33 protein-coding genes are annotated in these 25294 nt (G+C 39.4%); all 33 read left to right on the top strand.

Going from position 1 to position 25294, the window contains the following annotated elements; genetic code table 11:
* The first annotated feature begins 1 nt into the window (after position 1).
* The 33 genes from fliD to IWB18_RS04025 all read left to right on the top strand — a co-directional run bounded on the left by fliD (position 2) and on the right by IWB18_RS04025 (position 25104).
* Positions 2 to 1378 carry a flagellar filament capping protein FliD gene (gene fliD, locus IWB18_RS04180; RefSeq protein ID WP_195682353.1) on the top strand — a complete coding sequence of 459 codons (1377 nt, stop codon included), beginning with the start codon at positions 2 to 4 and terminating at the stop codon, positions 1376 to 1378.
* A 12-nt stretch (positions 1379 to 1390) separates the two neighbouring features.
* Positions 1391 to 1768, top strand: coding sequence for a flagellar export chaperone FliS (fliS, locus tag IWB18_RS04175; protein WP_195682352.1), 378 nt, complete (start codon positions 1391 to 1393; stop codon positions 1766 to 1768).
* Positions 1765 to 2157 (top strand): hypothetical protein, encoded by a 393-nt coding sequence (locus IWB18_RS04170; protein ID WP_195682351.1) that lies wholly within the window; start codon positions 1765 to 1767, stop codon positions 2155 to 2157. The genes fliS and IWB18_RS04170 overlap by 4 nt, the downstream gene beginning before the upstream one ends.
* A 300-nt stretch (positions 2158 to 2457) precedes the next feature.
* Complete coding sequence (flgB, locus tag IWB18_RS04165) at positions 2458 to 2844, top strand: flagellar basal body rod protein FlgB (RefSeq protein WP_195682350.1); 387 nt, start codon at positions 2458 to 2460, stop codon at positions 2842 to 2844.
* 120 nt (positions 2845 to 2964) lie between these two features.
* On the top strand, positions 2965 to 3399 hold the full coding sequence (gene flgC, locus IWB18_RS04160; protein WP_195682349.1) for a flagellar basal body rod protein FlgC: 435 nt from the start codon (positions 2965 to 2967) through the stop codon (positions 3397 to 3399).
* Between the two features lie 9 nt (positions 3400 to 3408).
* A complete protein-coding gene (fliE, locus tag IWB18_RS04155) occupies positions 3409 to 3738 on the top strand; it encodes a flagellar hook-basal body complex protein FliE (RefSeq protein WP_195682348.1) in 330 nt (109 codons plus the stop codon).
* Between the two features lie 240 nt (positions 3739 to 3978).
* Positions 3979 to 5538 (top strand): flagellar basal-body MS-ring/collar protein FliF, encoded by a 1560-nt coding sequence (fliF, locus tag IWB18_RS04150; protein WP_195682347.1) that lies wholly within the window; start codon positions 3979 to 3981, stop codon positions 5536 to 5538.
* Between the two features lie 12 nt (positions 5539 to 5550).
* Positions 5551 to 6558: a flagellar motor switch protein FliG gene (gene fliG / locus IWB18_RS04145; RefSeq protein WP_195682346.1), complete on the top strand. Its 1008-nt coding sequence runs from the start codon at positions 5551 to 5553 to the stop codon at positions 6556 to 6558.
* The gene (locus IWB18_RS04140; protein WP_332310661.1) at positions 6533 to 7285 is read left to right on the top strand and encodes a FliH/SctL family protein; all 753 of its coding nucleotides are present in this window, start codon (positions 6533 to 6535) and stop codon (positions 7283 to 7285) included. Before fliG ends, IWB18_RS04140 begins: the two co-directional genes overlap by 26 nt.
* 16 nt (positions 7286 to 7301) lie before the next feature.
* The gene (gene fliI / locus IWB18_RS04135) at positions 7302 to 8606 is read left to right on the top strand and encodes a flagellar protein export ATPase FliI (RefSeq protein ID WP_195682344.1); all 1305 of its coding nucleotides are present in this window, start codon (positions 7302 to 7304) and stop codon (positions 8604 to 8606) included.
* A gap of 29 nt (positions 8607 to 8635) precedes the next feature.
* Positions 8636 to 9052, top strand: coding sequence for a flagellar export protein FliJ (fliJ, locus tag IWB18_RS04130; protein WP_195682343.1), 417 nt, complete (start codon positions 8636 to 8638; stop codon positions 9050 to 9052).
* Positions 9053 to 9082: 30 nt separating this feature from the next.
* Entirely contained in the window at positions 9083 to 10219 is a 1137-nt protein-coding gene (locus IWB18_RS12690) for a flagellar hook-length control protein FliK (RefSeq protein WP_195682342.1), read from the top strand.
* Between the two features lie 15 nt (positions 10220 to 10234).
* On the top strand, positions 10235 to 10651 hold the full coding sequence (locus IWB18_RS04120; RefSeq protein WP_195682341.1) for a flagellar hook assembly protein FlgD: 417 nt from the start codon (positions 10235 to 10237) through the stop codon (positions 10649 to 10651).
* Entirely contained in the window at positions 10641 to 11009 is a 369-nt protein-coding gene (locus tag IWB18_RS04115; protein WP_195682340.1) for a TIGR02530 family flagellar biosynthesis protein, read from the top strand. Before IWB18_RS04120 ends, IWB18_RS04115 begins: the two co-directional genes overlap by 11 nt.
* A gap of 78 nt (positions 11010 to 11087) precedes the next feature.
* A complete protein-coding gene (locus IWB18_RS04110; RefSeq protein ID WP_195682339.1) occupies positions 11088 to 11981 on the top strand; it encodes a flagellar hook-basal body complex protein in 894 nt (297 codons plus the stop codon).
* A gap of 28 nt (positions 11982 to 12009) precedes the next feature.
* Positions 12010 to 12207: a flagellar FlbD family protein gene (locus IWB18_RS04105; RefSeq protein ID WP_195682338.1), complete on the top strand. Its 198-nt coding sequence runs from the start codon at positions 12010 to 12012 to the stop codon at positions 12205 to 12207.
* A gap of 3 nt (positions 12208 to 12210) precedes the next feature.
* Positions 12211 to 13020: a motility protein A gene (locus IWB18_RS04100; RefSeq protein ID WP_195682337.1), complete on the top strand. Its 810-nt coding sequence runs from the start codon at positions 12211 to 12213 to the stop codon at positions 13018 to 13020.
* Positions 13013 to 13768, top strand: coding sequence for a flagellar motor protein MotB (locus tag IWB18_RS04095; protein ID WP_195682336.1), 756 nt, complete (start codon positions 13013 to 13015; stop codon positions 13766 to 13768). The genes IWB18_RS04100 and IWB18_RS04095 overlap by 8 nt, the downstream gene beginning before the upstream one ends.
* A gap of 2 nt (positions 13769 to 13770) precedes the next feature.
* Positions 13771 to 14226, top strand: coding sequence for a flagellar basal body-associated FliL family protein (locus IWB18_RS04090; RefSeq protein ID WP_195682335.1), 456 nt, complete (start codon positions 13771 to 13773; stop codon positions 14224 to 14226).
* Positions 14227 to 14239: 13 nt separating this feature from the next.
* Positions 14240 to 14578: a FliO/MopB family protein gene (locus IWB18_RS04085; RefSeq protein WP_195682334.1), complete on the top strand. Its 339-nt coding sequence runs from the start codon at positions 14240 to 14242 to the stop codon at positions 14576 to 14578.
* Positions 14571 to 15335 carry a flagellar type III secretion system pore protein FliP gene (gene fliP / locus IWB18_RS04080; RefSeq protein ID WP_195682333.1) on the top strand — a complete coding sequence of 255 codons (765 nt, stop codon included), beginning with the start codon at positions 14571 to 14573 and terminating at the stop codon, positions 15333 to 15335. The genes IWB18_RS04085 and fliP overlap by 8 nt, the downstream gene beginning before the upstream one ends.
* A gap of 9 nt (positions 15336 to 15344) precedes the next feature.
* Positions 15345 to 15608: a flagellar biosynthesis protein FliQ gene (gene fliQ, locus IWB18_RS04075; RefSeq protein WP_195682332.1), complete on the top strand. Its 264-nt coding sequence runs from the start codon at positions 15345 to 15347 to the stop codon at positions 15606 to 15608.
* Between the two features lie 8 nt (positions 15609 to 15616).
* Complete coding sequence (fliR, locus tag IWB18_RS04070) at positions 15617 to 16375, top strand: flagellar biosynthetic protein FliR (protein WP_225877759.1); 759 nt, start codon at positions 15617 to 15619, stop codon at positions 16373 to 16375.
* A gap of 10 nt (positions 16376 to 16385) precedes the next feature.
* The gene (gene flhB, locus IWB18_RS04065) at positions 16386 to 17456 is read left to right on the top strand and encodes a flagellar biosynthesis protein FlhB (RefSeq protein ID WP_195682330.1); all 1071 of its coding nucleotides are present in this window, start codon (positions 16386 to 16388) and stop codon (positions 17454 to 17456) included.
* 13 nt (positions 17457 to 17469) lie between these two features.
* Positions 17470 to 19536, top strand: a complete 2067-nt coding sequence (gene flhA, locus IWB18_RS04060; protein ID WP_195682329.1) for a flagellar biosynthesis protein FlhA — start codon at positions 17470 to 17472, stop codon at positions 19534 to 19536.
* Positions 19533 to 20567: a flagellar biosynthesis protein FlhF gene (locus IWB18_RS04055; RefSeq protein ID WP_195682328.1), complete on the top strand. Its 1035-nt coding sequence runs from the start codon at positions 19533 to 19535 to the stop codon at positions 20565 to 20567. Before flhA ends, IWB18_RS04055 begins: the two co-directional genes overlap by 4 nt.
* On the top strand, positions 20560 to 21435 hold the full coding sequence (locus IWB18_RS04050) for a MinD/ParA family protein (RefSeq protein WP_195682327.1): 876 nt from the start codon (positions 20560 to 20562) through the stop codon (positions 21433 to 21435). The genes IWB18_RS04055 and IWB18_RS04050 overlap by 8 nt, the downstream gene beginning before the upstream one ends.
* A gap of 14 nt (positions 21436 to 21449) precedes the next feature.
* The gene (locus IWB18_RS04045) at positions 21450 to 22121 is read left to right on the top strand and encodes a flagellar brake protein (protein WP_195682326.1); all 672 of its coding nucleotides are present in this window, start codon (positions 21450 to 21452) and stop codon (positions 22119 to 22121) included.
* Positions 22122 to 22129: 8 nt separating this feature from the next.
* Entirely contained in the window at positions 22130 to 22846 is a 717-nt protein-coding gene (locus IWB18_RS04040; RefSeq protein WP_207740742.1) for a sigma-70 family RNA polymerase sigma factor, read from the top strand.
* Between the two features lie 27 nt (positions 22847 to 22873).
* Positions 22874 to 23371 carry a hypothetical protein gene (locus IWB18_RS04035; protein ID WP_195682325.1) on the top strand — a complete coding sequence of 166 codons (498 nt, stop codon included), beginning with the start codon at positions 22874 to 22876 and terminating at the stop codon, positions 23369 to 23371.
* Positions 23372 to 23430: 59 nt separating this feature from the next.
* Complete coding sequence (locus IWB18_RS12575; protein WP_269747899.1) at positions 23431 to 23556, top strand: hypothetical protein; 126 nt, start codon at positions 23431 to 23433, stop codon at positions 23554 to 23556.
* Positions 23537 to 24307, top strand: coding sequence for a flagellar hook-basal body complex protein (locus IWB18_RS12685; protein ID WP_332310659.1), 771 nt, complete (start codon positions 23537 to 23539; stop codon positions 24305 to 24307). Before IWB18_RS12575 ends, IWB18_RS12685 begins: the two co-directional genes overlap by 20 nt.
* Positions 24308 to 24318: 11 nt before the next feature.
* Positions 24319 to 25104, top strand: a complete 786-nt coding sequence (locus IWB18_RS04025) for a flagellar hook-basal body protein (RefSeq protein WP_195682323.1) — start codon at positions 24319 to 24321, stop codon at positions 25102 to 25104.
* The last annotated feature ends 190 nt before the right edge of the window (positions 25105 to 25294 follow it).

The following is a 25294-nucleotide window of genomic DNA, read 5'->3' as shown; positions in this document are numbered from 1 at the left end:
TATGTCTACAATAAATTTCATGGGTTCATATTCAGGGATAGACCAAACAACCATAGATCAATTGATGGCCATAGAAAAAAGACCGTTGGTTCAACTCTCTGATAAAAAAGTAAATATGGAAAATCAAAAAAATGCCTGGAACGATGTCAGAACCAGATTGAGCAATCTGTTTGACAAGATCAAGGTATTGCAAGACTCTGACACTTATACAAGCAAGACCGCAACTGTTTTAGGAGAATCGGCGGATATGACAGTCAGCAAAAATACACCTGAAGGTGTTTATAAAATTGCTGTAAGTCAGCTGGCCACAAACACCTCGGTCATAGGCGGAGAAATTGCGCTTGCCGATGGTGACAGCAACAAGGCTTTGGGTGTAAGCGGCAGCTTTTATATCAATGGCAGCACTGAGATTCAGGTCGATGTCGCTGACACTGTTCAGTCCATAGCCGAAAAGATAAATAACCTGTCTTCAGACTCAGGGGTAAAAGCAACGATAATCGACAACAGACTGATTCTGGAAAACAACGAAACCGGCAGTATTGCACTTGATTTGACAGATAATGACGGAATCACACTTGATGCCCTTGGATTGGGAGTAAGCAAGTCGGTCGTTGAAGGCAAAAACTCGAAGTTCAATATCAACGGAGTGGATATTGAAAGAACCACCAATTCCATCAAGGACGTGGTAGCATATACAACCATAAATCTGACAAAAGAGCATCAGACGGGTGATTTCGATACGGTGACTGTAAGCCAGGATAAAACTAAGTTGACTTCAGCTCTGGATGAATTTGTAAAACAGTATAATTCCACTATCCAATTCATTTCAGACAAACTGGATGCCGGCGAAGTTGGAGTGGAAAATAGCCGGGGAGATTTGGCGGGAGATGCCACGTTGATGAGACTGCAATCGACCCTTAGAAACATGGTAACTTCAAAGATCACCAATTTGGAAACTGATATTTCGGATTTATCCCAACTCGGTATAACAACTATTGACAAATACGGTCAATTGCAGTTTGACCAGAGTAAACTCAATGAGATGACGGATTTAAATCCTGAAATGGTGCAAAACTTTTTTTTCGCATCGGATGCTTTGGGGGATGAAACAGGTTTCGTTCCAAGAATAAACAGCTATTTGGATGGATTTGTTTCCACCACAGGGATCATAAAGGGAAAGACTGATACTTACGACAGATCGATAAGGGAAATAAGCAAGCAGGTTGATGATTTCAACTTGAGAATGGAAAGGAAAGAGCAATATTATATAAACATGTTCAGCAAGCTTGACACGGCAATGATGGAGGCCGAATCTCAAATGAGTTGGCTGACAAGTCAGATATCGAGTTTGACGGCTTCAGTTGGAAACAACAAGTAAGGGGGATTTGTAATGTATGCAACCAATAATGCATATGCCAATGCCGGCAATGCATATAAAAGTAATGAAGTAATGACGGCGTCAAAGAAAAAACTGGTAATAATGTTGTATGACGGAGCGGCTAAGAATCTTAAACTGGCAAAAATGGCAATCAACGAAGGCGACATTGAGAAAACAAATAGTTTGATAATAAAAGCTCAAGACATTTTGGCGGAATTGATGAGTACCATAAATTTTGATCACGGTGGTGAAATTGCTGAAAACCTGATGTCATTGTACCGATACATGTACGAACGAACTGTCAGAGCAAATATTGACAAGGACAAATCGGTATTGGATGAAGTCATAAGTTTTTTGGAGGAATTAAGCCAAGTGTGGAGCAGAATATGAATTCTGAAAATTATTACGAAGTACTAATGAGAAAACAGATTTTATTTTCCGAGGCAATCAATAACACAAAAGTAGATCTGGATTCACCCGAAGAATGCATAGCAGCAATAGAAAAAAATAAATGCCTGTTTAGAGAACTTGAAGTAATTGATGCTTCGTTTGATGATGAAATTTTCAGAGACCACATTGAATACATTCAAATGTTCAAAAAAGTCTTGGAGCTGGCGAAGATACTTAAAAGCAACAATGATAAATTGATGTTTTCACTGAAAAAGTCAAAAGCCGATACCCTGAATTCAATGAATCAATTTTCGAAAATAAAAAGTATTACCAGCAGTTACGTAAAAAAAGAGAGCATATCCATATTTGTAGATAAGGATTTTAGATAGAACAACATATCTGGAAATTCAATATAATGTTGCATTAATTACATTATATTGAATTTCTGGATTTTTTTATTTTTAAGAAAATTACATATAATACAATATATGTAAACTTTGTTGGCAAAACTTACAAATTAATTTTATATACCCATAAAAAATGTTTGATTAACAAACTTTTTACTTATATTCTGTTGATTTTTTTAAAATTTAGCTATAGAATTATAAAATGTGATTGGAAATTATTTCTTAATTCTTAAAAAAATAAAATTTAAGTAAATTTAAGAACAAAAATTTGGGGGCGACAATATGGCCGATTTCAGTTACGACATAATAAAAAAAGGTTTGGATGCAGCATCAATTAGACAAAAATCCATATCATCCAACATTGCCAATGTTAATACACCCGGTTTTAAAGCCGGTAAAGTCGAGTTTGAAAGCGAATTAAGAAAAGCTATCGGGAATGCTGGCGTTTCCATGAAAAAAACTCACGAAAATCACCTTGGTGGCACAGATATTTCCTCTGTCTCTCCAAAAGTGGTGAAATCTGAGGAGCATAGTATGAACGAAAATGGCAACAATGTAGATATCGACAGGGAAATGGTTGATTTGGCAGCCAACGAGATTTACTATTCGGCATTGATCGAACAACTGAATAGAAAATTAAGCAATATGAGCTATGTGATCAATCGTTAATGTATAAATATTATTTTTTTGAATAATAACCAACCATAACTATTGTTTAACTAAGTATTAAAATATTTAATAAATAAAAACGATCGTAAGGTCAATTTACTTTATTGAAGGAGTGAAACCATGTCAGTTTTCAATTCAATGAAAATCAACGCTTCAGGACTTACTTTGGAAAGACTGAAGCTGGATACAATATCATCCAATATTGCAAATGTTAACACCACCAGAACGGAAGAAGGTGGACCTTACCAAAGGAAAGAAGTTGCTTTTCAGGAAATGGTCAAGGATCAATATAATAAATATACAAAAAGACAGGAAGAAGTGACTATGGGCGTAAAGGTAACAGGCATCTTGGAAGATCCTGACAACATGAGGCTTGTCTACGATCCTAATCACCCCGATGCAGATGATGAAGGCTATGTGACAATGCCTAATGTAAATCTACTGGATGAAATGGTTGGGTTGATCGAAGCCCAAAGATCTTACGAGGCAAATGCAACCGCCCTAAAAGCCAGCAAGGCCATGCTGAATAAAGCAGTAGAAATATCAAAAGGTTAGGTGTAATTTATGAACGGAATAAATAGCGAATACAATAATATTTTGAGTAGATATAAGAATCTGGTCAATCAAAGCATTGAAATAAAACCGGAAGAATTGGAATCCTTAGGACAGCCTGCTGGATCTTTTGAAAGTTTGATTTCAGAACAGATAGGGAAGCTGAACAGCGTTCAGACACGATCAGATGATATGATTGCGGATTTTGCAGCTGGCAACACGGAAGATCTTCATCAGGTGATGATCACTGCTGAAGAAGCCAGATTGAGCATGGAGCTGGCCGTACAAATCAGAAACAAAGTTGTGGAAGCGTACAAAGAATTGAACAACATGCAGCTATAAATTTGGATCAAAGAGAGATTTCTTTTTACTATAAAGTGCATCCAGGATGGCAAACTATAAATTGAACAAATCAACTAACAGACTGCTTCTTAACATACCAACTCTTATAGGTATTACACAGTATGAAAAAAGAGTTTCATGAATAAGCAGTTTTAGATTGGGAAAATTGCATTGATTAAATACAGTAAAAATCAAAATTATGCCAGATATGAAATTTTTGTGGAAGTAAGGAGCTTGCTGATGGAAAAATTAAAGGAATTGACCCTGAAAATCAGGGGTGGATGGGATAACATCGACAAAAAAAAGAAAAATGCTTTGATTTTAGCCATTGTATCCTTGATTTCATTCATTCTGGTTTATGCGTGGTACAGTGGGAAAGTCGAGTATGTACCTCTCTTTACAAACCTAGATCTACAGGATGCGGCATCAATAACTGCAGACTTGGATGCAAGAAAAGACATTGACTACAGGATCGAAAACGGTGGCAAGGACATCTACATCGATGAAAAGCACGTGGACAAGTATAGACTGGATCTTGCAATGAATGGAATGATGCCCGAAAACTCCACGGGATTTGAAATATTCGACGATATGGGAATGATGGTGACGGACGAAGACAGGAAGATCATGTACCAAAGAGCTCTTGAGGGGGAACTTCAAAGATCGGTAATGTCTTTGACTGAAATCGAAGCAGCCCGTGTACATTTGGTGATGAGCCAAGATAGTATTTTTGATACAGAGAAACGATCAGCCACAGCCTCTGTCATATTGGACGTAAAAACCGGGTCAAATCTAAGTGATCAGGCGGTTTCCGGAATTGTTGCCCTGATTTCAGGTGCTGTCGACAGCCTTCCCGAAGAAAATGTCAGAGTAATAGACACGTACGGAAATTTATTAAATGCAGGACTTTCTACTTCCGAGACTAATGCTGGAATAGACATGATGAGCAAATACAGCGAAATAAGATCCGGGTTTGAGTCGGAACTAAAAAATAATATTTTGAATTTATTGGGACCGGCTTTTGGGCCGGAGAAGATCAAGGTATCCGTTTACGCCGATTTGGACTTTGATGCAGAAGAGCAAACAGTTATAAGTTATGAAAATCCTGTTGTCAGAAGCGAGCAAATGAGTGCGGTGGGTTCGGAACTGGATCAAGGCAGTATAATGAACGATCCCATAGGTGACAGCGCACAAAATGTTTTGAGTGGCGTTGATGATGAAGGGTTGTCCTCTTTTGACGGTACGGTAAATTACGAACTGACAGAATCGAGAACCAATACAGTAAAAGCTCCGGGAAAGGTAGTCAAGATATCGACTTCGGTATTGTATGACGGGGATTTAACACAGGGGCAAAGAGACAGTATCAGAAATCTGGTTGCAACTGCAACAGGGTATGACGTAAATCGTGGAGACCTGATCAATGTAGAAGGTGTTGTCTTCGACAGGGAATATCAGTTGGAACTGGAAAAAGAACTTGAAGAAGTAAGAAAAGCCCAAGAGGCTTCCAGATCCATAATGGACAGGTATGGAGATTACATATTGTTTGGCGTATTTTCGCTGCTGGGTCTTCTGATATTCATATCGGTGCTAAGGATGATGCTGGGTAGAAGAAGAAAAGAAGACAAAATGCAACTTGCTGCTGAAATGTCTGTGCCTATGCAGGAACCGGAAAATTTGATCGATGAAGTCGTTAAAAAGTTTGAGGTAAAGGAAAACCAGCAGGAAAAACAAATCAAGGAATACGCCCAGGAACATCCGGAAATTGCTGCCGATCTTATCAAAGCCTGGATGAAAGATTGAGGATGATTGAAAATGCAAGGTAAAGTAAATGGAATCAAAAGAGCGGCTATACTTTTGATAGCGTTGGGACCCGAAGTTTCATCTCAGATTTTGAGAATGCTTCCGGACAATATGATTCAGAAGGTAACTTACGAAATAGCAAATATCGAATACGTGGAACCTCATGAAAGAGAAAGAGTGATCCAGGATTTTATGGACATGGCTTCTGCCAGGGAATACATCCTGGATGGAGGAATCGACTATGCAAGAAACCTTCTCACCAAGGCATTGGGTACTTCCCGGGCTAAAGAAGTGTTGGATGTTCTAAACCAGATTCAACAGAGGGAAATGCCCTTTGCCATTCTTAGAAAAGCCGATACCCATCAATTGGCAAACATGCTGGCAAACGAACATCCTCAAACCATTGCTTTGATCATGTGTTATATACAGGCCGACAAAGCCGCAGATGTGTTATCCATGTTTCCCACGGAACTTCAGGCGGAGGTGGCTGAAAGGATTGGAGTGATCAACAGGACTTCTCCGGCTGTTATCAAAAGAATCGAAACTATTTTGCAGAATAAATTTTCAAATATAATCGACAGCGACTCTGAGAATATCGGAGGGGTGAAAACTTTGGTCGAGATACTTAACTCGGTAGATAGGACCACAGAGAAGAATATTCTAAGCGATTTGGAAAAATCCCAGCCCGAATTGGCAGAAATAGTAAAAGCAAATCTGTTTGTGTTTGAAGATATCGTTTCTCTCGACAAAGGCTCCATCCAGAGAGTGCTTAGAGAAGTCAGCAATGAAGATCTGGTACTTGCGCTCAAAGGAGCTTCTGAAGAGGTATCAACCGTGGTTTATTCAAACGTATCAAAGAGAGCTGCAGAGACCATCCGCGAAGATATCGAATTTATGGGGCCGGTCAGGTTGTCAACTGTGGAAGAGGCTCAGCACAGAATTGTGGGCATAATTAGAAGGCTCGAAGAAGCAGGAGAAATAGTTATTGGAAGGGGTGATTCCGATAGCATTATCGTATAAGATCATTAAAAATCCCGATGGAATCAAGGATGCTGAAAAACAACTTCACCCCATGGACTTGTCTGATTTTAAAAAAAAGACGATAAATCTCGAAGAATCGGACGATCAGGAAGAGGACATTGATAAATTCGTAAAAGAAATGGAAAATCGAATACGAAGTCAAATCGAAGAAGAACTTTCGGTCAAAAGGGAAGAGCTGTTGAAAGAAGCCAGAGCTCAAGCTGAAACAATTAAAGATGCTGCAAGAAGAGAAAGTGTTGTCGAAGGCTACAATGAAGGGTTTCAGAGAGGCTTTGAAGACGGTCGGATCGAAACGGAATCAATGAGAAAAAATGCCATCAAACTTTTGGATGAAGCTGAAAAAAAAGTCAAAGATTACTTCATTGAAAATGAAAAGCGCATCATTCAACTTTCGGTCAATATAGCTGAGAAAATTATCCACCACAAGATAGACCATCATGCAGAGAACGTGATGCAACTGGCAAAGCCGGTATTGCAAGAATATGGAAAGACTCAGACGGTAATAATTACCTGCAACCCTAATAATACGGATTTTATAAAGGGCCATTTGAACGAAATCGAAAAAATGTGTCCAAATGCACATATTCTGATACTGGAAGATGAACAGCTGGAAAAAAACGGTGTAGTTGTCGAAAATGAGAGTCAAATCACAGATTTGCAGATAAAAAAGCAACTTCAAAGATTTCTGGAACTCGCAGCCGAATAGAGGAGAATCAATTCTTATGGATTTGTCTTTTGAAAATTACACGGATATTTTAAACAAAAACAATTTGTATGTAAAGATGGGTAAAGTAAAAAAAGTCATAGGTTTGATAATACATGCTGCCGGTTTGAAGGTTTTTATCGGTGAAGTGTGCAACATAATCATCAGTGACAACAAAGATGTTCCTGCAGAAGTGGTGGGATTTCATGATGAGAGCGTGTTGCTTATGCCATTAGGCGATATTCAAGGCATTGGGCCCGGATGTTTGGTCAAACCCACGGGGAAATCACTTGAGATAAAAGTGGGTGAAGAACTTTTAGGAACGACCCTGGATGGATTGGGCAAGCCTATGGACGGGATCGAAAGGGATCTGAAAGAGAGAACTGACATTTACAGGATGCCTCCAAATCCCTTTGAGAGAAAAAAAATAGAGAAAGTAATGAGCACTGGGATAAAAGCTATTGACGGAATACTAACATGCGGTGAAGGTCAGAGGATCGGTATTTTTGCAGGCAGCGGAGTAGGGAAGAGCACATTGATGGGAATGGTCAGCCGATATTCAGAGGCAGACGTGAATGTGATTGGTTTGATAGGCGAAAGAGGCAGAGAAGTTCTCGAGTTTATTCAAAGGGATCTTGGCGAAGAAGGATATAAAAAATCTGTGGTGGTTTGCGCTACGTCGGATCAGCCCCCTTTAGTCAGATTGAAAGGTGCATACGTTGCCACGGCAATTGCTGAATATTTTAGAGATCAAGGAAAAAGAGTCATGTTTATGATGGATTCTGTTACCAGGTTTGCAATGGCTCAAAGGGAAATTGGACTTGCTATCGGAGAACCGCCTACTACCAGGGGATATACGCCTTCGGTTTTTGCAGTGCTTCCAAAGTTGTTGGAGCGAAGCGGTATGTCCAGTCAAGGTTCGATTACCGCATTTTACACAGTATTAGTTGAAGGTGACGACATGAATGAACCCATTGCAGATGCAGTCAGGGGGATTTTGGACGGTCACATAGTGTTAAGTAGAAAACTGGCCGGCAAAAATCACTTTCCTGCAATAGATGTTCAGCAGAGTGTAAGCAGATTGATGAGAGAAATAGTCGGCAAGGATCATTATGACTATGCCGGCAAATTGAAAGAAAATATTGGGCGTTATCAAGACAGTGAGGATCTTATCAATGTTGGCGCTTATGCTAAGGGTGCAAATCCTGAGATAGATAGAGCTGTAGAACTCAAGGGAGGAATAGATTCATTCTTGAAACAGGAATTCGACGAACCCTGGGAATATGATGAAACGATTCAAAAACTGGCATCTGTCTTTAAATAAAATATTAACTGCAAAGGTTGATGAGTCATATGAAGAATTATCGATTTAAAATGGAGAAGGTGCTTGAATATAAGAGCAACGTGGAAAAGCTTAAAGTTGAGGATTATGCCAAAATCAATTTAAAACTATTGGAAGAAAAGGAACAGTTGGAAGATTTGGAGGCGGCATATAACACGGAGAACAGAAAAAAGATCCATGATATCAAACATATGAAAATGCACAGCCTTTACAAAGAAAAATTGAGAAATCAACTTAATGCCCAGGAAAACAGGATAAACGAAATGACAGACAGACTTGAGTGCGCAAGAGGAAATTTGATAGAGGCTCGAAAAGACAGAAAAATAATGGAAAACCTTAAAGACAAAGACAGAATAAAATACGACAAAATGATAAGAGAATCTGAGCAAAAGGAATTGGATGACCTTACTGTGATGAAACACAGATAATATAAACAGGTTCTGAAAGGAGGTGAAACAGTGAATGGCAGTGTACAATTCAATATGGAAAAAAGCAATCTAAAATCCAATCCGGGAAGCTGTAAGAATCTTGATCAAACCGGATTTGAGTCTTTGATTTCAGCCGAAAAAAGCAAGCTGAAAGGTTGTGAAGAAGAAGTTGAAGAACTACTTTCGATGGTGGTGGCATCTGATTTTATTCCTATAAATACCGAAAAAAGCAATCAGATTTTGGACTTTTCTTCTGGACAAGTTGACGGGACGGCCATGGAAAATGATGAACCCGAAACGGGGATGTATTTACATGAAAATCAGGATATCGCATTTAAAGAACTTTTGTGCATGAAAAGACCGGATTTTGAGATCAAGGATATAACTGATTTAAAATCTCGTGATTTTTATGGAGAGACCGTTTCCAAGGTTGACTCGAAATTAGTGCAGAAAGAAACAGTTGAATGGTTTGGTATTGAAACTCCAGAAACAAGTTATGTTTCCAAAGAGGACAATACGATTAAAAATCATTCGGAAAATGGTGCTATAGCAAATCTACAATCTCTTGATTTCAAATTTGACGACCTTTCGGTATACGCATCTGATGAGCACAAAAGATTGGAAAAGGACGATCCAATTGAAAAAGAAATCATGGATCGGGCGGACAATGTTCAACCACAGCTTAAACTCGTAGATCCAAGGGATCAGTCGGTGCGTTTGAAGCCAGCAAACAATATGGAATTTGAAAAAAATCTTGAAATTGCATCAAGAGAAATTTCGCAGAAATTTGAAACAATGGTGGAAGGTGAGAAGACTACAATGAAAGTTAACCTCCATCCGAAAGAATTGGGAGAAATGGAAATCACTTTAAGTCTTGAAGACGGAAAGCTTGCCGGGAAAATTTTGGTGGAGAACAAAGAAATCAGACAGGTTTTCATTGAACGGTTGTCGGAACTAAACCACAACTTCAAGGAGAACAATCTGGATGTGGCTAAAATTGAAATTAACGTCGGAGCAGGTCATGATCAGAGCCAGGGAAAAAGAAAAGAACAGGGAAGGTACAACACAAAGCGCAGTTTTAAAAGCTACGAAGTCCCAAGTTTGACATTAGAAGGGTCCATTGGACCTGAAACAAAATATCTTAAGGGAATCGATCTGCTGGCTTGAAGAAAGGAGTAAGAAATGGAAGTTTATGGAATAGGAAATCAGATGACGCCTCAAGAAGGTCTGAAAAGCAATGATTCAATGGACGTTCAGGATTTTTTAAAGATAATGACAGCACAATTGAAAAATCTTGATCCAATGGGCGAAAGTGGAGCCGATTCAAGCAGCTACATGACACAGATGGCACAATTTACCATACTGGAGCAGCTGGAAGGTCTAACTGAAAGTCTGGACAACATATCGACTCTGACCCATCAGCAACTGTCATTTTCTCTTGTGGGAAAAACAGTAAAAGTTAATGACGTTGACGAGACCGTAACGGGTGAAGTGGAGAAAATCAGATTCAGAGAAGGTGTAGTCTACCCTGTGGTAAATGGCAAGGAATATTCTATGGGGATGATTTCAGAGGTAGGTGAAGAACAAGATGTCCTTTAGGATTCAAAACGGACAAGTAATTCCGACTCAGCAACGCAACAGAAGAACTGATGGAGCAAGCAATAAATTTGAGAAAGCTTTTATTGACAGCCTGAATAAAGAAAAATCTACTGTAAAAATATCGGCTCATGCAGTTCAACGGATGGATCAGAGGCAAATAAAGCTCAATGATGAAGACATGATTAAAATCAACGATGCAGTTGAGACTCTTGATAAAAAAGGAGCTAAAGAAAGCCTGCTTTTGTACAAGGATGCGGCATTTATAGCAAGCATTAGAAACCGAACCATAATTACAGCCATGAAAGACGGAGAATTGGACACGATAACCAACATCGACAGCGCTGTAAAGATAAAATAATGGCCGGACCTCTTGAGGAAGCCATTGCCCGCTGAATGACAGATGCGGAACTAATAAATTAACCTAGGAGGAAACACAATGTTAAGATCACTATACGCCGGAGTAAGCGGCATGAGAAACAACCAAACTAAAATGGACGTAATCGGAAACAACATCGCCAATGTAAACACTACAGGATTCAAATCAGGTCGTGTGAGATTTCAGGACATGTTGAGTCAAACCATAGCAAATGCCCAATCACCTACAGCAAACAGCCTTGGAGGGGTCAATCCTCAGCAAATCGGTTTGGGTGTAAAGGTGGGGGCCATAGATACTATTATGACCGGAGGCGCTTTGCAGCCTACTAACAGGGACTTGGACTTTGCCATAGAGGGAAACGGATTTTTTGTAGTGTCACAGGATACAAATGCAGAAATGAAATATTATACCAGAGATGGAGCGTTTTACAGGGACTACCAGGGAAATCTGGTAAATGCCAGCGGGTACAGGGTGCTTGGATACATGCCGGCAGCCGGAGATCCTTATGCATCTCCGGAAATGTCAAACCTGGATATTGATGAAGCTTCCATGAAACCTCTCAGCATCCCAAATACCATAACTGTAGGGGTAAACGATCTAAGCCTTGAAACATTTTCAATAGATGGTAGCGGACAGATAATTGGTGTTTACAGTGACGGAAACCCATACCTTTTGGGTCAGTTGGCGGTGAGTAAATTCAACAACTCGGAAGGCCTTGAAAAAGCTGGTAACAACAATTATACAGCTTCTAACAACTCCGGACAGCCTGAAACAGGTGTGGCAAACGGTGACGGATTTGGTACTATCAGACAGGGAGTCATCGAAATGTCCAACGTGGATCTTGCAAACGAATTTACCGAAATGATAATCACCAGCAGATCTTATCAGGCGAATTCAAGAACTATAACTACATCGGATGAAATGCTCCAGGAGCTTATAAATCTTAAAAGGTAATTAGCGGGACCTAAGATGGAGGGGAAATATGATACTTTTAAACTCTTTAGGTGGAAGTGAGTTTTATCTTAATGATGACCTGATTTTTAAAATCGAAGCATTGCCCGATACAGTGATCACTTTGACCGACGGAAAAACCGTGCGGGTCAAGGAATCTCCTGAGGCCATCATAGACAGGATCGTAGAATACAGAAGAAAGATATACCTGGGAAAACCGGAGGTTTGATTGATGAAAAAAAATTTTACAGCAATAATAGGCTTGGTGGCGGGTTTTGCCTTAATAGTAATTTCAATTCTAATGAGTGGGGACATTCAAAGCTTTGTCAGCTTGTCGTCCATTGTAGTTACATTAGGTGGGTCCTTTTGTGCTCTTCTTATAAGCTTTCCGCTGAAAGACTTGATGAAATTGCCTAAAATATTGAAAATGTTGGTCATTGAGCCCGAAAATGACAGAAAAAGGTTGATATTGATTTTTTCCGAATTGGCAAGAAAAGCCAGAAGAGATGGTCTTTTGGCTTTGGAAGACGACATTGCAACCATGGATGACGAGTTCATGATATCCGGTCTGCAGATGGTAGTAGATGGGATCGACCCTGATATAATCAGGGAGATCCTTACTCTAAAGATGGAAACCACTGAAAGAAGGCATAGAATGGGGCAAAACATATTCACTAAATGGGGGGAGTTGTCTCCTGCGTTTGGGATGTTGGGAACGTTGATAGGTTTGATCGTCATGCTTGCCAACCTCCAGGATGCCAGTTCCATTGGAACTGGGATGGCTGTCGCATTGATTACCACTTTCTACGGTTCACTAACTGCGAACCTTGTTTTTATCCCGGTTGCCAGCAACCTCAGTGTTCAAACAAACGAGGAAATGTTTTCCAAGGAAATGGCTATCGAAGGAATAATAGAGATCCAGGCTGGCACCAATCCCAGGATTTTAGAAGAAAAATTGATGACATACTTGTCCCCGGAAGATCATTTGGTATTAAAGGAAGAAAAGATCACTCCGGGAGTTGAGGCCGAGGCATATGAGTAGGGAAAGGCGAAAGCGGAAAACTACTGAAAGCCAGTCCTCTGGTTCACCTGCATGGATGGCTACTTTTTCTGACATGATGACATTGTTGCTGACTTTTTTCATATTACTGTACTCCATTTCTACAGTCGATGTGCAAAAATTCAAGGATATAAGTTATTCACTGCAGGCTGTGTTGATGGGAGAGGGTCAACCGACTATTTTCGAAGGACAGGATCCTACAACGGACATACCCCTTGAAGAGGAAAATCATGAGATAGAGGACATTATCGATCCAAGTACAATTAAAGAAACCACACTGGAAATGTACACACAGGTAAAGGATTATATCCAGGAACAAGGTCTGGAAGCTGAAGTTACAGTAAGTCTCAACAGAAGCGGTGTCTTCGTTGATATAAAGGAAGCCATACTTTTCGAGCCGGGTAGAGCTGAACTTAAAACCGGCGGGAAGGAGATACTTGACAACTTGGAAGGATTGTTTTTGCAGTTTGAAAATGAGATCGTTGTAGAGGGACATACCGACAACGTCCCCATTAAAACGGCAAATTATCCTACAAACTGGGAATTGTCGGTTGATAGGGCAGTCAGGGTGGTAAGGTACCTGTGTGAAGTTAAAAAGGTACCTGAAAAGAGACTTTCGGCAATAGGATACGGAGAATATCAACCCATTGCCCACAATGATACACCACAGAACAGGGCTCTGAATAGAAGGGTCAATTTATTGATAATCATGGATGAAGGAGAGGTATGACAATGGCGGTAGAAGGTGAAAAGAAAAAACCGAACAAGCTGATAGTAGTAATTGCCATACTGGGCGCGATAATAGTTTTGGGGATAGTGGCTTTGATATTTATGGCAACTGGTTTGAAAATATCCGATATAACAGAAAAATTTGTCAAACAGGAAGAATATGTAATGCAGCTGGACAGCTTTGTGGTCAATCTGGATACAGATGGGAGAACCAACAATTACCTCAAAACTCAAATTTCCATTATGTACAGTGATGATAAGAAAACGTCTTATCTGGAAAAGAAAACAAGTCAGATAAGGGATGTGATCATAGAAGATCTTATGAGTTACAACCCGGATGAATTGCTGGAGTCAGGCGGTCTTGAAAAAGCAAAAACCAGGCTAAAGACCAATATAAATAAAACCTTGGGTGAAGAAACGGTAGAGGAAATATACTTTACAGATTTCTTGATCCAGTAACCGGAGAGAAAATATGGATTTTGAAATGTTTTTTGCACTGCTGCAGACATTTGCAGCTTTGGGCGCTGTAATTGCATTGGCTTATGTGACGATCAGATTTGCCCGGCGAATAAATCAGGGAACTTTGTCTTATATTAAAATAATCGAAAAGATGCCTTTGTCAAATCAGGGATATCTGGCGGTAGTAAAAGTTGGTGGAGGTTACGATCTGATTGGGGTTTCAGGAAATGAGATCAAACTCATCAAAGAACTGGATCCTGCGGAAGTTGAAAAGATCATAGATGAGAAAAGCAGGCGGTTAGATGAAAATCCCCTGGAAAAATTCATAAAAAAGGGGAAAAATCATGAATAAGAGACAGTTGATAATAATTGTCTTGCTACTTGCGTCTTTTGCGGTATTGTTTCCTGATCAAGTTTCGGCAACGGGTTTGGATCTAAGTGATTTTGGCATTAATTTCAGCTCATCGGAAAACGAACCCCAGGCCCTTGTTGACACAGTAAAGGTTTTTATATTGTTGACAGTACTGACGTTGGTTCCTGCATTTCTAATACTTACAACATGTTTTACCCGGGTCGTTGTGGTGCTTTCATTTTTGAGGAGTGCCATCGGAAGCCAGCAGACACCCCCCAATCAAGTTCTGATGGGTTTGGCGCTGTTCATTACGCTGTTTGTGATGCAACCGGTTTACACTCAAGTAATGGATCAGGCTGTCACACCCTATTTAAGTGAAGAGATAACACAGGAAGAAGCATTCGACATAGGGTCCCGCCCCATCAAAAAATTTATGTTGGAACAGACAAGGGAGAAAGATCTGGCTCTTTTTATGAGAGCTTCAAATATGGAAAATTTGGATGATCCAATGGAGCTGTCATTTACCGTGATAGTTCCTGCATTTACGATAAGTGAATTGAGAATGGCTTTCAGCATTGGGTTCATACTTTTTTTGCCATTTTTGGTTATGGATATCGTTGTATCCAGCATATTGATGTCAATGGGCATGTTCATGCTGCCACCGGTAATGATATCATTACCGTTTAAACTTCTATTGTTCATTTTGGTCGATGGTTGGTATCTGGTGGTGGAGTCATTGCTGAGAAGTTTTAGTTAGGAGAGATTTATGAATCAGACCATAGCTTTGGATTTGTTGAGAAACGCATTTATGAACACAATTATAGTTGCGGCACCCATTTTGATTGTCGCCATGGTAGTTGGTCTGGTGATAAGCGTTTTGCAGGCCACGACTCAGGTGCAGGAACAAACTTTGTCTTTTGTGCCGAAAATGATGGCCGTGATTTTTGCATTGATAATTTTTGGTAGTTTCATGATGAATGTGCTTACTGGATTTTTCCGGGATCTGTTGGAACTGATCCCAAATTTATAGGTGATTGGATGTTTGTTCTTGAGGTTCAAGCTTTTCTTTATATTATGGTGCGAATCACATCTTTTATAGTAGTAGTTCCGGGATTTTCTCACAAAAGTTTGCCGAATACATCCAAAGTCGCACTTTCTCTTGTTTTGAGCTGGTTGGTATATATGAATCTTTCTTTATCAGTTGTCCAGGAAAACACAGTGTATTTTATGTTGGGAGCAATAAGGGAAACCATAATAGGCCTTTCAATGGGGTTCATGGCAAAGCTTATTTTTTCTGCCGTTGAGATGGCGGGGCAGTACATAGATTTTCAAGTTGGATATTCCATGGGTGCGGTGTTTGATCCATCCAGCGGGAATACTTCATCATATTATGGAAGCCTGTTTTATTGGATTTCCATTTTAGTGTTTTTTATCCTGAACCTTCATCACACGATGATAATATCTATGATAGAGTCGTTTCAGTTGGTGAGTCCGGGGACCGTAGGGTTTGGAAGTATAAATTTGGAAGGCGTCCTGTACATGTTTTCCCATGCATTCAAGATAGGTTTCAGTTTGGCTGCACCCATGCTGATAGTACTGTTGGTAACAGATATAGTCATGGGACTCATTTCAAGAACAGTACCTCAAATTAATGTTTTTATGCTGGGAATGCCCTTGAAGTCTTTGGTAGGTTTAATAGTTTTTTTGCTTCTGATAACTTCCTTGTTAAATTATGCAGGCAAAAACCTTATGTTGATGGATGATTTTATCCAAAAGTCGTTGGAGATGTTCCGCTAGGGGGGATTTTGTGCAGGATAAACATTCAAAAACCGAACAAGCCACACCCAAACGGCTCCGAGACAGCAAGAGAAAAGGTCAGACTGCTAAAAGTGGAGATCTGAATTCAGCGGTATCTTTTTTGATATTTGCACTGCTTCTAGGTAGTCTGGGCAGATATCTGCTGGTGAATTCCGCAGAGATGGTTGAAGCCACTTTGAAAACCGGGATTGGAAATGATTTGTCTTATGCAAATGCCGGTGTCGTGCTGATACAGATCATTGAGAGATTTTTTTATATATTCCTGCCTTTTGGTATCATAGCGGTAGCACTGGGCGTTTTTACAAACCTGGTTCAGGTAGGATTCATCTTTTCAATAGAGCCCATAAAGCCGGATTTCAAGAGATTGAACCCGGTGGAAGGTTTTAAGAACATATTTTCGCAAAAAGCTGTTTTCAATATGTTCAAGAGTATTTTGAAATTGATCGTAGTATCATTTATTACTTACAAGGGACTTCAGGATGTCATTAGACAAATCTTGAATTCAGGACAAATAGGAACCGAAAATTTATTTTATTTTTTTATTGAAATAATCAGATCCTTAAGCATAAATATAGCGGTACTGATGCTGGGGCTGGCAATCATCGATTTGATTTTTCAGAAGAAGGAATTCAAAAAAAACATGATGATGACAAAACAGGAAATCAAGGATGAGTACAAGCAAATGGAAGGAGATCCCAAAATCAAATCTGCAAGGCAGCAAAGGCAACGTGAATTGTCCATGAGCAGAACCATGCAGAGTGTAGAGGAGTCAAGTGTCATAATCACAAATCCCACCCACATAGCAATTGCGTTGAGATACGAACAGGGAAAGGATCAGGCACCAGTGGTTATGGCGAAAGGTCTTGATTACATGGCTCAGAAAATTAAGGAAAAAGCCAGGGAAGTAAATGTGCCTGTTGTCGAAAACAAGCCTTTGGCCAGAGCAATGTATCACAAAGTAGACCCGGGAGATCATGTGCCTGTAGAAATGTATCAGGCCATAGCTGAAATTTTGGCATTTGTTTATAAGTTAAAAGAAAAGAATAAAGGTAAGATTTAGTTAGGAGAAGGTTATGCCCCAGGGAATCAAATACGCATTCGATCAAATAAACAGATATCTTGAGATAGCCATCGCATTTGCAGTTATAGGAATAGTGGCTATCATCATACTTCCAATGCCCAGCTTTTTGCTGGACTTGCTTTTGACAGTAAATCTGTCTATTTCGGTTATGATTTTGCTACTGACGCTGTTCACTAAAAACGTACTTGAATTTTCCATATTTCCGAGCATGTTGTTGATCATGACCATGTTCAGACTTGGATTGAATATTTCATCCACCAGACTGATACTCAGCGAGGGTGCCGCCGGATCTGTTATAAATGCCTTTGCCACCTTTGTAACTGGCAGCAATTACGTAGTTGGAGGAGTAATATTTGTAATAATAACCATAGTTCAAATGGTGGTAGTTACAAACGGTGCAGGAAGGGTCTCGGAGGTCGGAGCCAGGTTTACTCTCGATGCCATGCCGGGGAAACAGATGGCAATTGATGCAGATTTGAATTCAGGAATAATAAATGAAGAAGTAGCTAAAATCAGACGTTTGGATCTGCAAAGAGAAGCTGATTTTTATGGTTCTATGGATGGAGCCAGCAAATTTGTAAAAGGCGACGCAATAGCCGGAATAATCATTACTATAATAAATCTTACCGGTGGAATTATAATATTTTCACTTCAGGGCGGGTTGACTATTATGGAGTCGCTCGACCGTTTTGGCCGTTTGACCATAGGTGACGGTCTCGTTAGTCAAATTCCTTCACTACTGATATCAGTGGCATCGGGAATTATAGTAACCAGATCCGGTAATGACAAAAGTTTTGGTTCTACTCTTGCTGATGAACTTTTTTCAACCTGGAAGGTTATGATGATAGGTGCTGTTGTGATTTTTGCAATAGGAATGATCCCGGCATTTCCTTCGATACCTTTTTTTATTATTGCCTTGATATTGGGAACTTCAGGATATCTGGTATATGAAAATGAAAAAGCCGAAGAAAAAAATGCTCTTTTAAAAGAAGAAAAATTCAAATCAAGCATGGTAAAAGAAGAGGAAATCACCTCATATCAAGTCGAACCCATATCTCTTGAAATAGGATACGGTTTAATAGCGCTGGTGGATGAGGGCGCGGAAAGCAATTTGGTCGGGCACATTACAGCTATAAGAAAGCAATGTGCCAATGAATTGGGGATCCTGGTGAATCCCATAAGAATAAGAGATAATCTGCAGCTGGACCCCAACGAATATGTCCTTAAAATCAAGGGGAATAAAATAGCCGGAGGTGAAATATTCACCAACAAATATTTGGTGATCGATCCGGGAACTTCCGATTTTAAAATGGAGGGGATTGCGACCACGGAACCGGCTTTTGGGCTTGATGCCCTTTGGATAGACGGCAAAGACAGAGAGATGGCGGATTTGAAAGGATATACGATCGTTGAACCAGTGACGGTTCTTGTGACACATCTCAAAGAATTGATAAAGAGACATAGCCATGAGCTGTTGGGAAGGCAGGAAACAAAAGCTCTTCTTGAAGATTTGAAAGAAAATTACGGGGTAGTAGTAGATGAACTTATTCCGGAAATCATGACCTTGGGTGAAGTCCAGAAAGTGCTGCAAAATCTATTGAGGGAAAATGTGCCGATTACGGATTTGGTAACGATTTTGGAAACTTTGGCAGATAATGGGACGACAATCAAAGATACGGAAGTTTTGACAGAACATGTCAGGCATGATCTGCAGAGGACAGTGGTGAAGGATCATCTGGACCATAAAGGAGAATTAAACGTAATAACGATAGATTCCCAATTGGAAGATTTAATTGGATCAAATATTCAAAAGACCATAAACGGGAGCATTCCTGTTTTAGATCCGGATATGATAACCAGGATTTTTAACGGCATAAAAAGTTCTTATGATGGCGCACTGTCAAAAGGGTATCAATGTGTCATTCTTGCATCGCCAAAAATAAGGACTGCTTTCAGGAATCTTACTGCTATTACTTTTCCGGAGATTGCTGTTTTATCTTTAAATGAAGTTCCGAATGATATACAGATTGAAGTTGTTGGGATGGTGGAGTTTCGTTGATCATTAAAAGATACATAGTAAATGACATGAGAGAAGCCCTCGTTCGTGCAAAGTATGAATTGGGCAAGGATGCAATAATCATAAGTCAAAAGACGGTAAAACCTGGAAAATGGTATAATCCATTCAGGAAAAAAAAGTTTGAGGTAACCATAGCCATAGAAGATGAAATACACGAAAAGAACAAAACCGAGAAAGAAGCAATAAACAAGATCCTGTTTGAAAAGTCTAGAAAATCAACTGAAAAGGCCACAGTCGAAAAGACTGAAAAATCTAAAGGACGGCATGTTTTCGGAAATCACGATTCTACCCATAAGAGATGGAAGGATTATTGCGATAGAAATGCCATTTCCGAAAATGAAGTGGATTATGAGAAAGTGCGAAATTTCATATCTGAAATGTACATGGAAAACGCCTACTTGAAGGAACTTGGTCTATGCAAAATAAACGTATTTGTAGGACCGACCGGAGTTGGAAAAACAACTACCATGGCTAAAATTGCTTCTAAGGAATATTTGCACAATGACAAGAAAGTTGGCCTTATAACCATAGATACATACAGGATTGCAGCGGTGGAGCAATTAAGAAAGTATGCCAAAATAATGGGAATTGCCTGTGAGACAGTGAACGAACCTTCTGAAATGAAATCGAAGATCCAAAAACTTAAAGATTGCGATTTGATTTTGATCGATACAGTTGGAGCAAGCCCAAGGAGCGAGGACAGGATCGAAGATGTCAAAGCCTATGTGGATCAAATTGAAGGTGAAAAAAACACTTACCTGACTTTAAGCATGTCTACCGATGTAGATACAAACAATGCAGTGCTTAAGACGTACAGATCCCTGTCGTACAACGGGATAATATTGACTAAGTTTGACGAAGTGCGAAACTATAATAATTTTTGGAACATGATGGAAAATAATGTTTTGCCCATTCAATATTTTTGCTATGGTCAAAATGTCCCGGAAGACATTGAAGAGTCTTCCCTTGAGAATGTTTTATCCTATCTATGGAGGGAATTGATCAATGAATGACCAAGCCGAAATATTGAGAAAATTAGTTGAATCAAAAGAAATTCGCAAGAATTACAATCCAGGATTGATCAAGATATACTCGGTGGTAAGCGGCAAGGGTGGTGTCGGCAAAACAAACCTTTCTGTAAATCTGGCTATTTCCATGGCTCAATCCGGCAAAAAAGTATTATTGATGGATGCAGATATTGGGATGACCAATGCAGATATCCTTTTGGGCATAAATTACAAGTACGATCTCTTTGATCATCTTGAGAGTGGAGTAGACCTGAAGGAAATAATATACGAAGGGCCGGAAGGCATTAAATTTGTGTCTGGAGGAGCGGGACTTCTTAAAATGGAGACCCTGAATGAAGAAACACAAAAGAAGTTCATTCAGGGGTTGTTGGATATTGGTGGATTCGACGTTATGATAATCGACAATGGAGCAGGTATAAGTCGAGAATCCCTCAGTTTTATTACTTTTGCTCACGAAGTTATTCTGGTGACCACTCCTGAACCTACTGCCGTTACCGATGCTTACAGGGTGTTGAAAGCAATTAGTTTCTATCAACTCAAGTCCACGGTAAAACTGGTGGTCAACAAGGTCTCGTCCATTGATGTGGGGGAAGAAACCTACGGAAAACTTTATAATACTGCAAAAAGTTTTCTAACTGTAGACATTGAGAATTCGGGATATATATTTGATGATTCAAGAGTTGAAAAAGCGATCATGGAACAGGAACCGGTGGTACTCGCTTATCCTGGGTCATTGGCCAGCGGTAATATAAAACTCATAGCTTCATCCATACTTGATCAAAAGAACTACACTGGAAATGTTTCCACACTAAAACAGTTGGGAAACAGATTTTTAAAAATTTTTGGATCCTAAGCAGGTGATTGGAATTGAATTTGATTAAACTGAATGGAAAAATTGAGATCATAAGCGAAGACGGAAGGGTAACCGAGGGCATGGTAGTGGATAAATCGGAAAGCTCTGTCGATTTTTCAGTTCCTGCCGATGACAAGAATTTCAAGCTTTTTCACAAAGGCGAATGTATCAGGGCTGTAGCTTATGGTGAAAGAAAAGCTGTTTTGTTCAACGGCATAATAGGTCTTAGAAAATCCGAAAACATACCTTCATATTCCATAATTCACATAGGGGGTATCAAAGAAATTCAGAGAAGGGACAATGTCAGGGTTCCATGCAGTGCTCCTATCCAGTATACCAATAACAGGTATCTCATTGAATCGGTAGCCTCTGTAAATAACCTTGATCATCTGATCGAGCGCATAGCCAAGTATATGAAAAGTGCGATCATGATAGATTTAAGTGCCGGAGGTGTCAAATTTTCATGCGATGAAGACATAAAAGAAGGACAAAAGATCCTATTGCAGATATGTCTTGAGGAAGAACCCCTGGTAATTCACGGGATCGTAGTCCATCGGCAACTTATTGTCAACCCTGCAAATATAAAGTATTTTTACGGAATTAAATTTGAAAATCTGGATGAATCTACGGAAGAACTTATCATAAACCACGTATTTATTTTGATGAGGAAGCAAAGCAGAAAATAATATTGGAGGTGATAAAATTGGGATACCCTGCTGCGGAAACAGAAAATGAAATTATACTAAAGTATATTCCACTTGTGAAAAGGATCGTTAACAGGATCGACTCCGGAGATGGATATTTGGAAAAAGACGACTTGTTCTCAGTTGGAGTTATAGGCTTGATGGATGCCGTTAAAAAATACGACTCGGATAAATCGGTTCCTTTTGAAGCATACGCCTCTGTAAGGATAAAAGGCTCCATAATAGACGAAATGAGAAAATCCGGTAGAGTTTCCAGAGACAGGATCAACAAGTTGAACAGATTTTATAGGGCCAGGGAAGACTTGGAGCAGAAATTATTAAGAAAACCTGAAGAACATGAAATATGTATGGAGTTGGGAATTACCCAGAAAGATCTTTACAAGTTGCATGAAACAGTTCATTATCTTTCTGAGGTGTCCATGGAGACCACTTTGTTTACAGGAGATGGAAGCGAGATCCAGCTTTTGGATATGATCAAAGACGAATCCATGCAGTCGCCGGAAATGAACTATTTAGAAAAGGAAAGAAAAAGCCTGCTGATTGAAGCCATAGAGCAGCTCAATGAAAGAGAAAAAATCATCTTGAGTCTTTATTACGTGGAGGAGCTGACTTTAAAAGAAATTGCCTATATCCTGGATATTTCCATACCGAGGGTATCCCAGATTCATGGCAAGATACTGGTCAGATTAAAAGATTTCATGTCTTGAAATGCAATATATGAGGGGAATGAAGTGATGTTCTATTTTTTAATTATCTTAGGCGGTGCTTTGACGTTTGGAGGATTTATTAAAAGAAATTATGAAGATAAGTCAGATGCAAATTATGCGATGGAATATATTCAGGTTGAAGAAGAATTCAAATCAGAAGAATTAAACGACTTGAAAACGAGATTAAATGAATTGGAAAAAACGGTTTTTACCAGTTTGATGGTCTTGGAAAATATGAAAAAAAATGAAAGTCGACCCGAAGAAATCAATGACGAACAAATCGAAGTGTCAGGAATAAAATTTGAAATAGAAGAAGATGAAAAAAAATTGAATGATCGATCGAAAACCGTCGAAAAATTGGAAAAGCAGAGTGATATTTTGATTGCAAAAAAAGAAATGCCCGATAATATCAAGTCTTTTTTGGATTACGAGAGCAAGGGACTCAATATACAGGAGATTGCCAATGTCATGGGAATAAAAAAAGGGGAGGTTTTACTATTAAAAAACTTATCCAGGCACTATTAAGAGTTAGATCTGAAATATTGATAGCACTGGGTGCAGGGATCTTGTTGGGTACTTTATTGATGAATGGTTCTTGCATCATGTCTTTAAATTTCAGAATTGAAGACAAGGCGCGCGAGATGGGTATGGTATACCCTGATGAAATAAAAGTCGATTTGAAGGGAGCAGGTGAGTCGGGTGATAATTAGAAGCCTCTATAATGTAGGTCGACAGATGAACGTTTTGCAAAAAAAACAGGAAAACAATGCTGCAAATACGGCAAACGCAAATACACCAGGGTATAAATATCAAGATTTGATCCAAAAAACCATGGCCGAGTATGAAGTGCATAATCACACTGGCGGAGTTGGAAATGACAAATTCCAAACATTGGGAACCATAAATATGGGTACGGAAATAGATGAAGCGCATACTGATTTTAGCCAGGGAATATTGAAGGAAACTGGACTGACCACGGATTTGGCAATATCAGGTCAAGGATTTTTTTCTGTAGAACTGGAAGAAGGAAGAATTGGATTTACAAGAAATGGAAACTTTAAAATAGATGAAAATCGCCAACTGATTACTCAGGAAGGCCATCCTGTCCTGGCCGTAGATCAGGTTGGGAATACAACTCGAATTTTTGTAGAAGGCGATGATCTTTCTGTGAATTCTTCGGGTTTCATAAACGACTCGGGAATAAAAATAATGACGGTTGACTTTGCAGATTATGGATCCTTTGAACTAAGTGGAGATGCTTTGTTTTTACCTGAGAATGAAGAATTTGAGTTGACGCAGTCTTCGGTTTTGCAAGGCTACATTGAAAATTCAAACGTAAACCTAATGGATGAGATCGTAAAGATGATGGAAATTTCCAGAGAGTTCGAGTCTAATCAAAGGGCTTTGAAAGTGCTTAACGAAACGTTGCAAAAGACCGTGAATGAAATTGGAAGGAACTAGGGGGGCAGGAAATGTTTCATGGGTTGAAAATAGGTAGTTCGGGAATGAGGACTTCACAGAAGGTAATGGATAATGTAGCTGACCAGATTGCAAATTCAGGGTCCGAAGGTTATAAGAAAAAGCAAATAAATTTTCAGGAATTGCTCATAAATAAATTGGGGGATAATCAGGTTCAGATTTCTGAAAATGGACAGAATCAGGGGATAAATGCAGGATCAAGAGCAGTTTTTTCCAAGACGGATTTTACTCAGGGTACGATCGTCCCTTCATACAGTCCGTTTCACTTAGCGATCGAAGGAAGGGGTTTTTTTGGAACAGTTGATGATTTGGGACAACTTTCATTGACCAGAAACGGATGTTTTCACCAAAATGCTGATAACAGCATCACCGATGATCAAGGGAATATTTTGGCCATGGATACTTATGTGGACATTGATAAATGGCCTGACGGTGAATCCGTCAATATCGGAAGCGATGGAGTTATAAGCTTTGTTGATGAAATTGGTGAAAATATTGATTTGGGCAAAGTGGTTGTATTTGCACCTGAAAATTCAGATGATCTCATTACCCTTGGGGAGGGGAGATTTTTGCCTGGAGAGGACGTGCCGGTATATAACTCTGTTGAGGATTTGGATGTTGAATTCGGAGTTTTAAGGCAGAGGCACTTGGAAAATTCGAATGTGGACATGACACAGAGCATAACAGAGATGTTGGTTGTGCAAAGAGTATATCAGGCAAATGCAAAATCTGTTACAACAGCCGATGATATGTTGGAAGTGATAAATACCATCGTCTGATAAATGGGATAATTTCATCAAGAGAAACAGATCGAAAAAAGATTTCAGGAATATTATCAAATTTATGTCAATAACTTGAGAAAATGTCTCTTTTTTTTAAAGTAATTATCGTTAGAAAATGTCTCTTTTTCAGTCTGTCTCATATTAAATTGAGACAGACTGTTGTTTTTCAAAGAATAATTCGTAAAGA

Origin of the sequence: Alkalibacter mobilis, assembly GCF_015594845.1 — a bacterium.
In the GTDB taxonomy this organism is placed as follows: domain Bacteria; phylum Bacillota; class Clostridia; order Eubacteriales; family Alkalibacteraceae; genus Alkalibacter; species Alkalibacter mobilis.
This window is presented reverse-complemented; position numbering and strand designations above follow the sequence as displayed.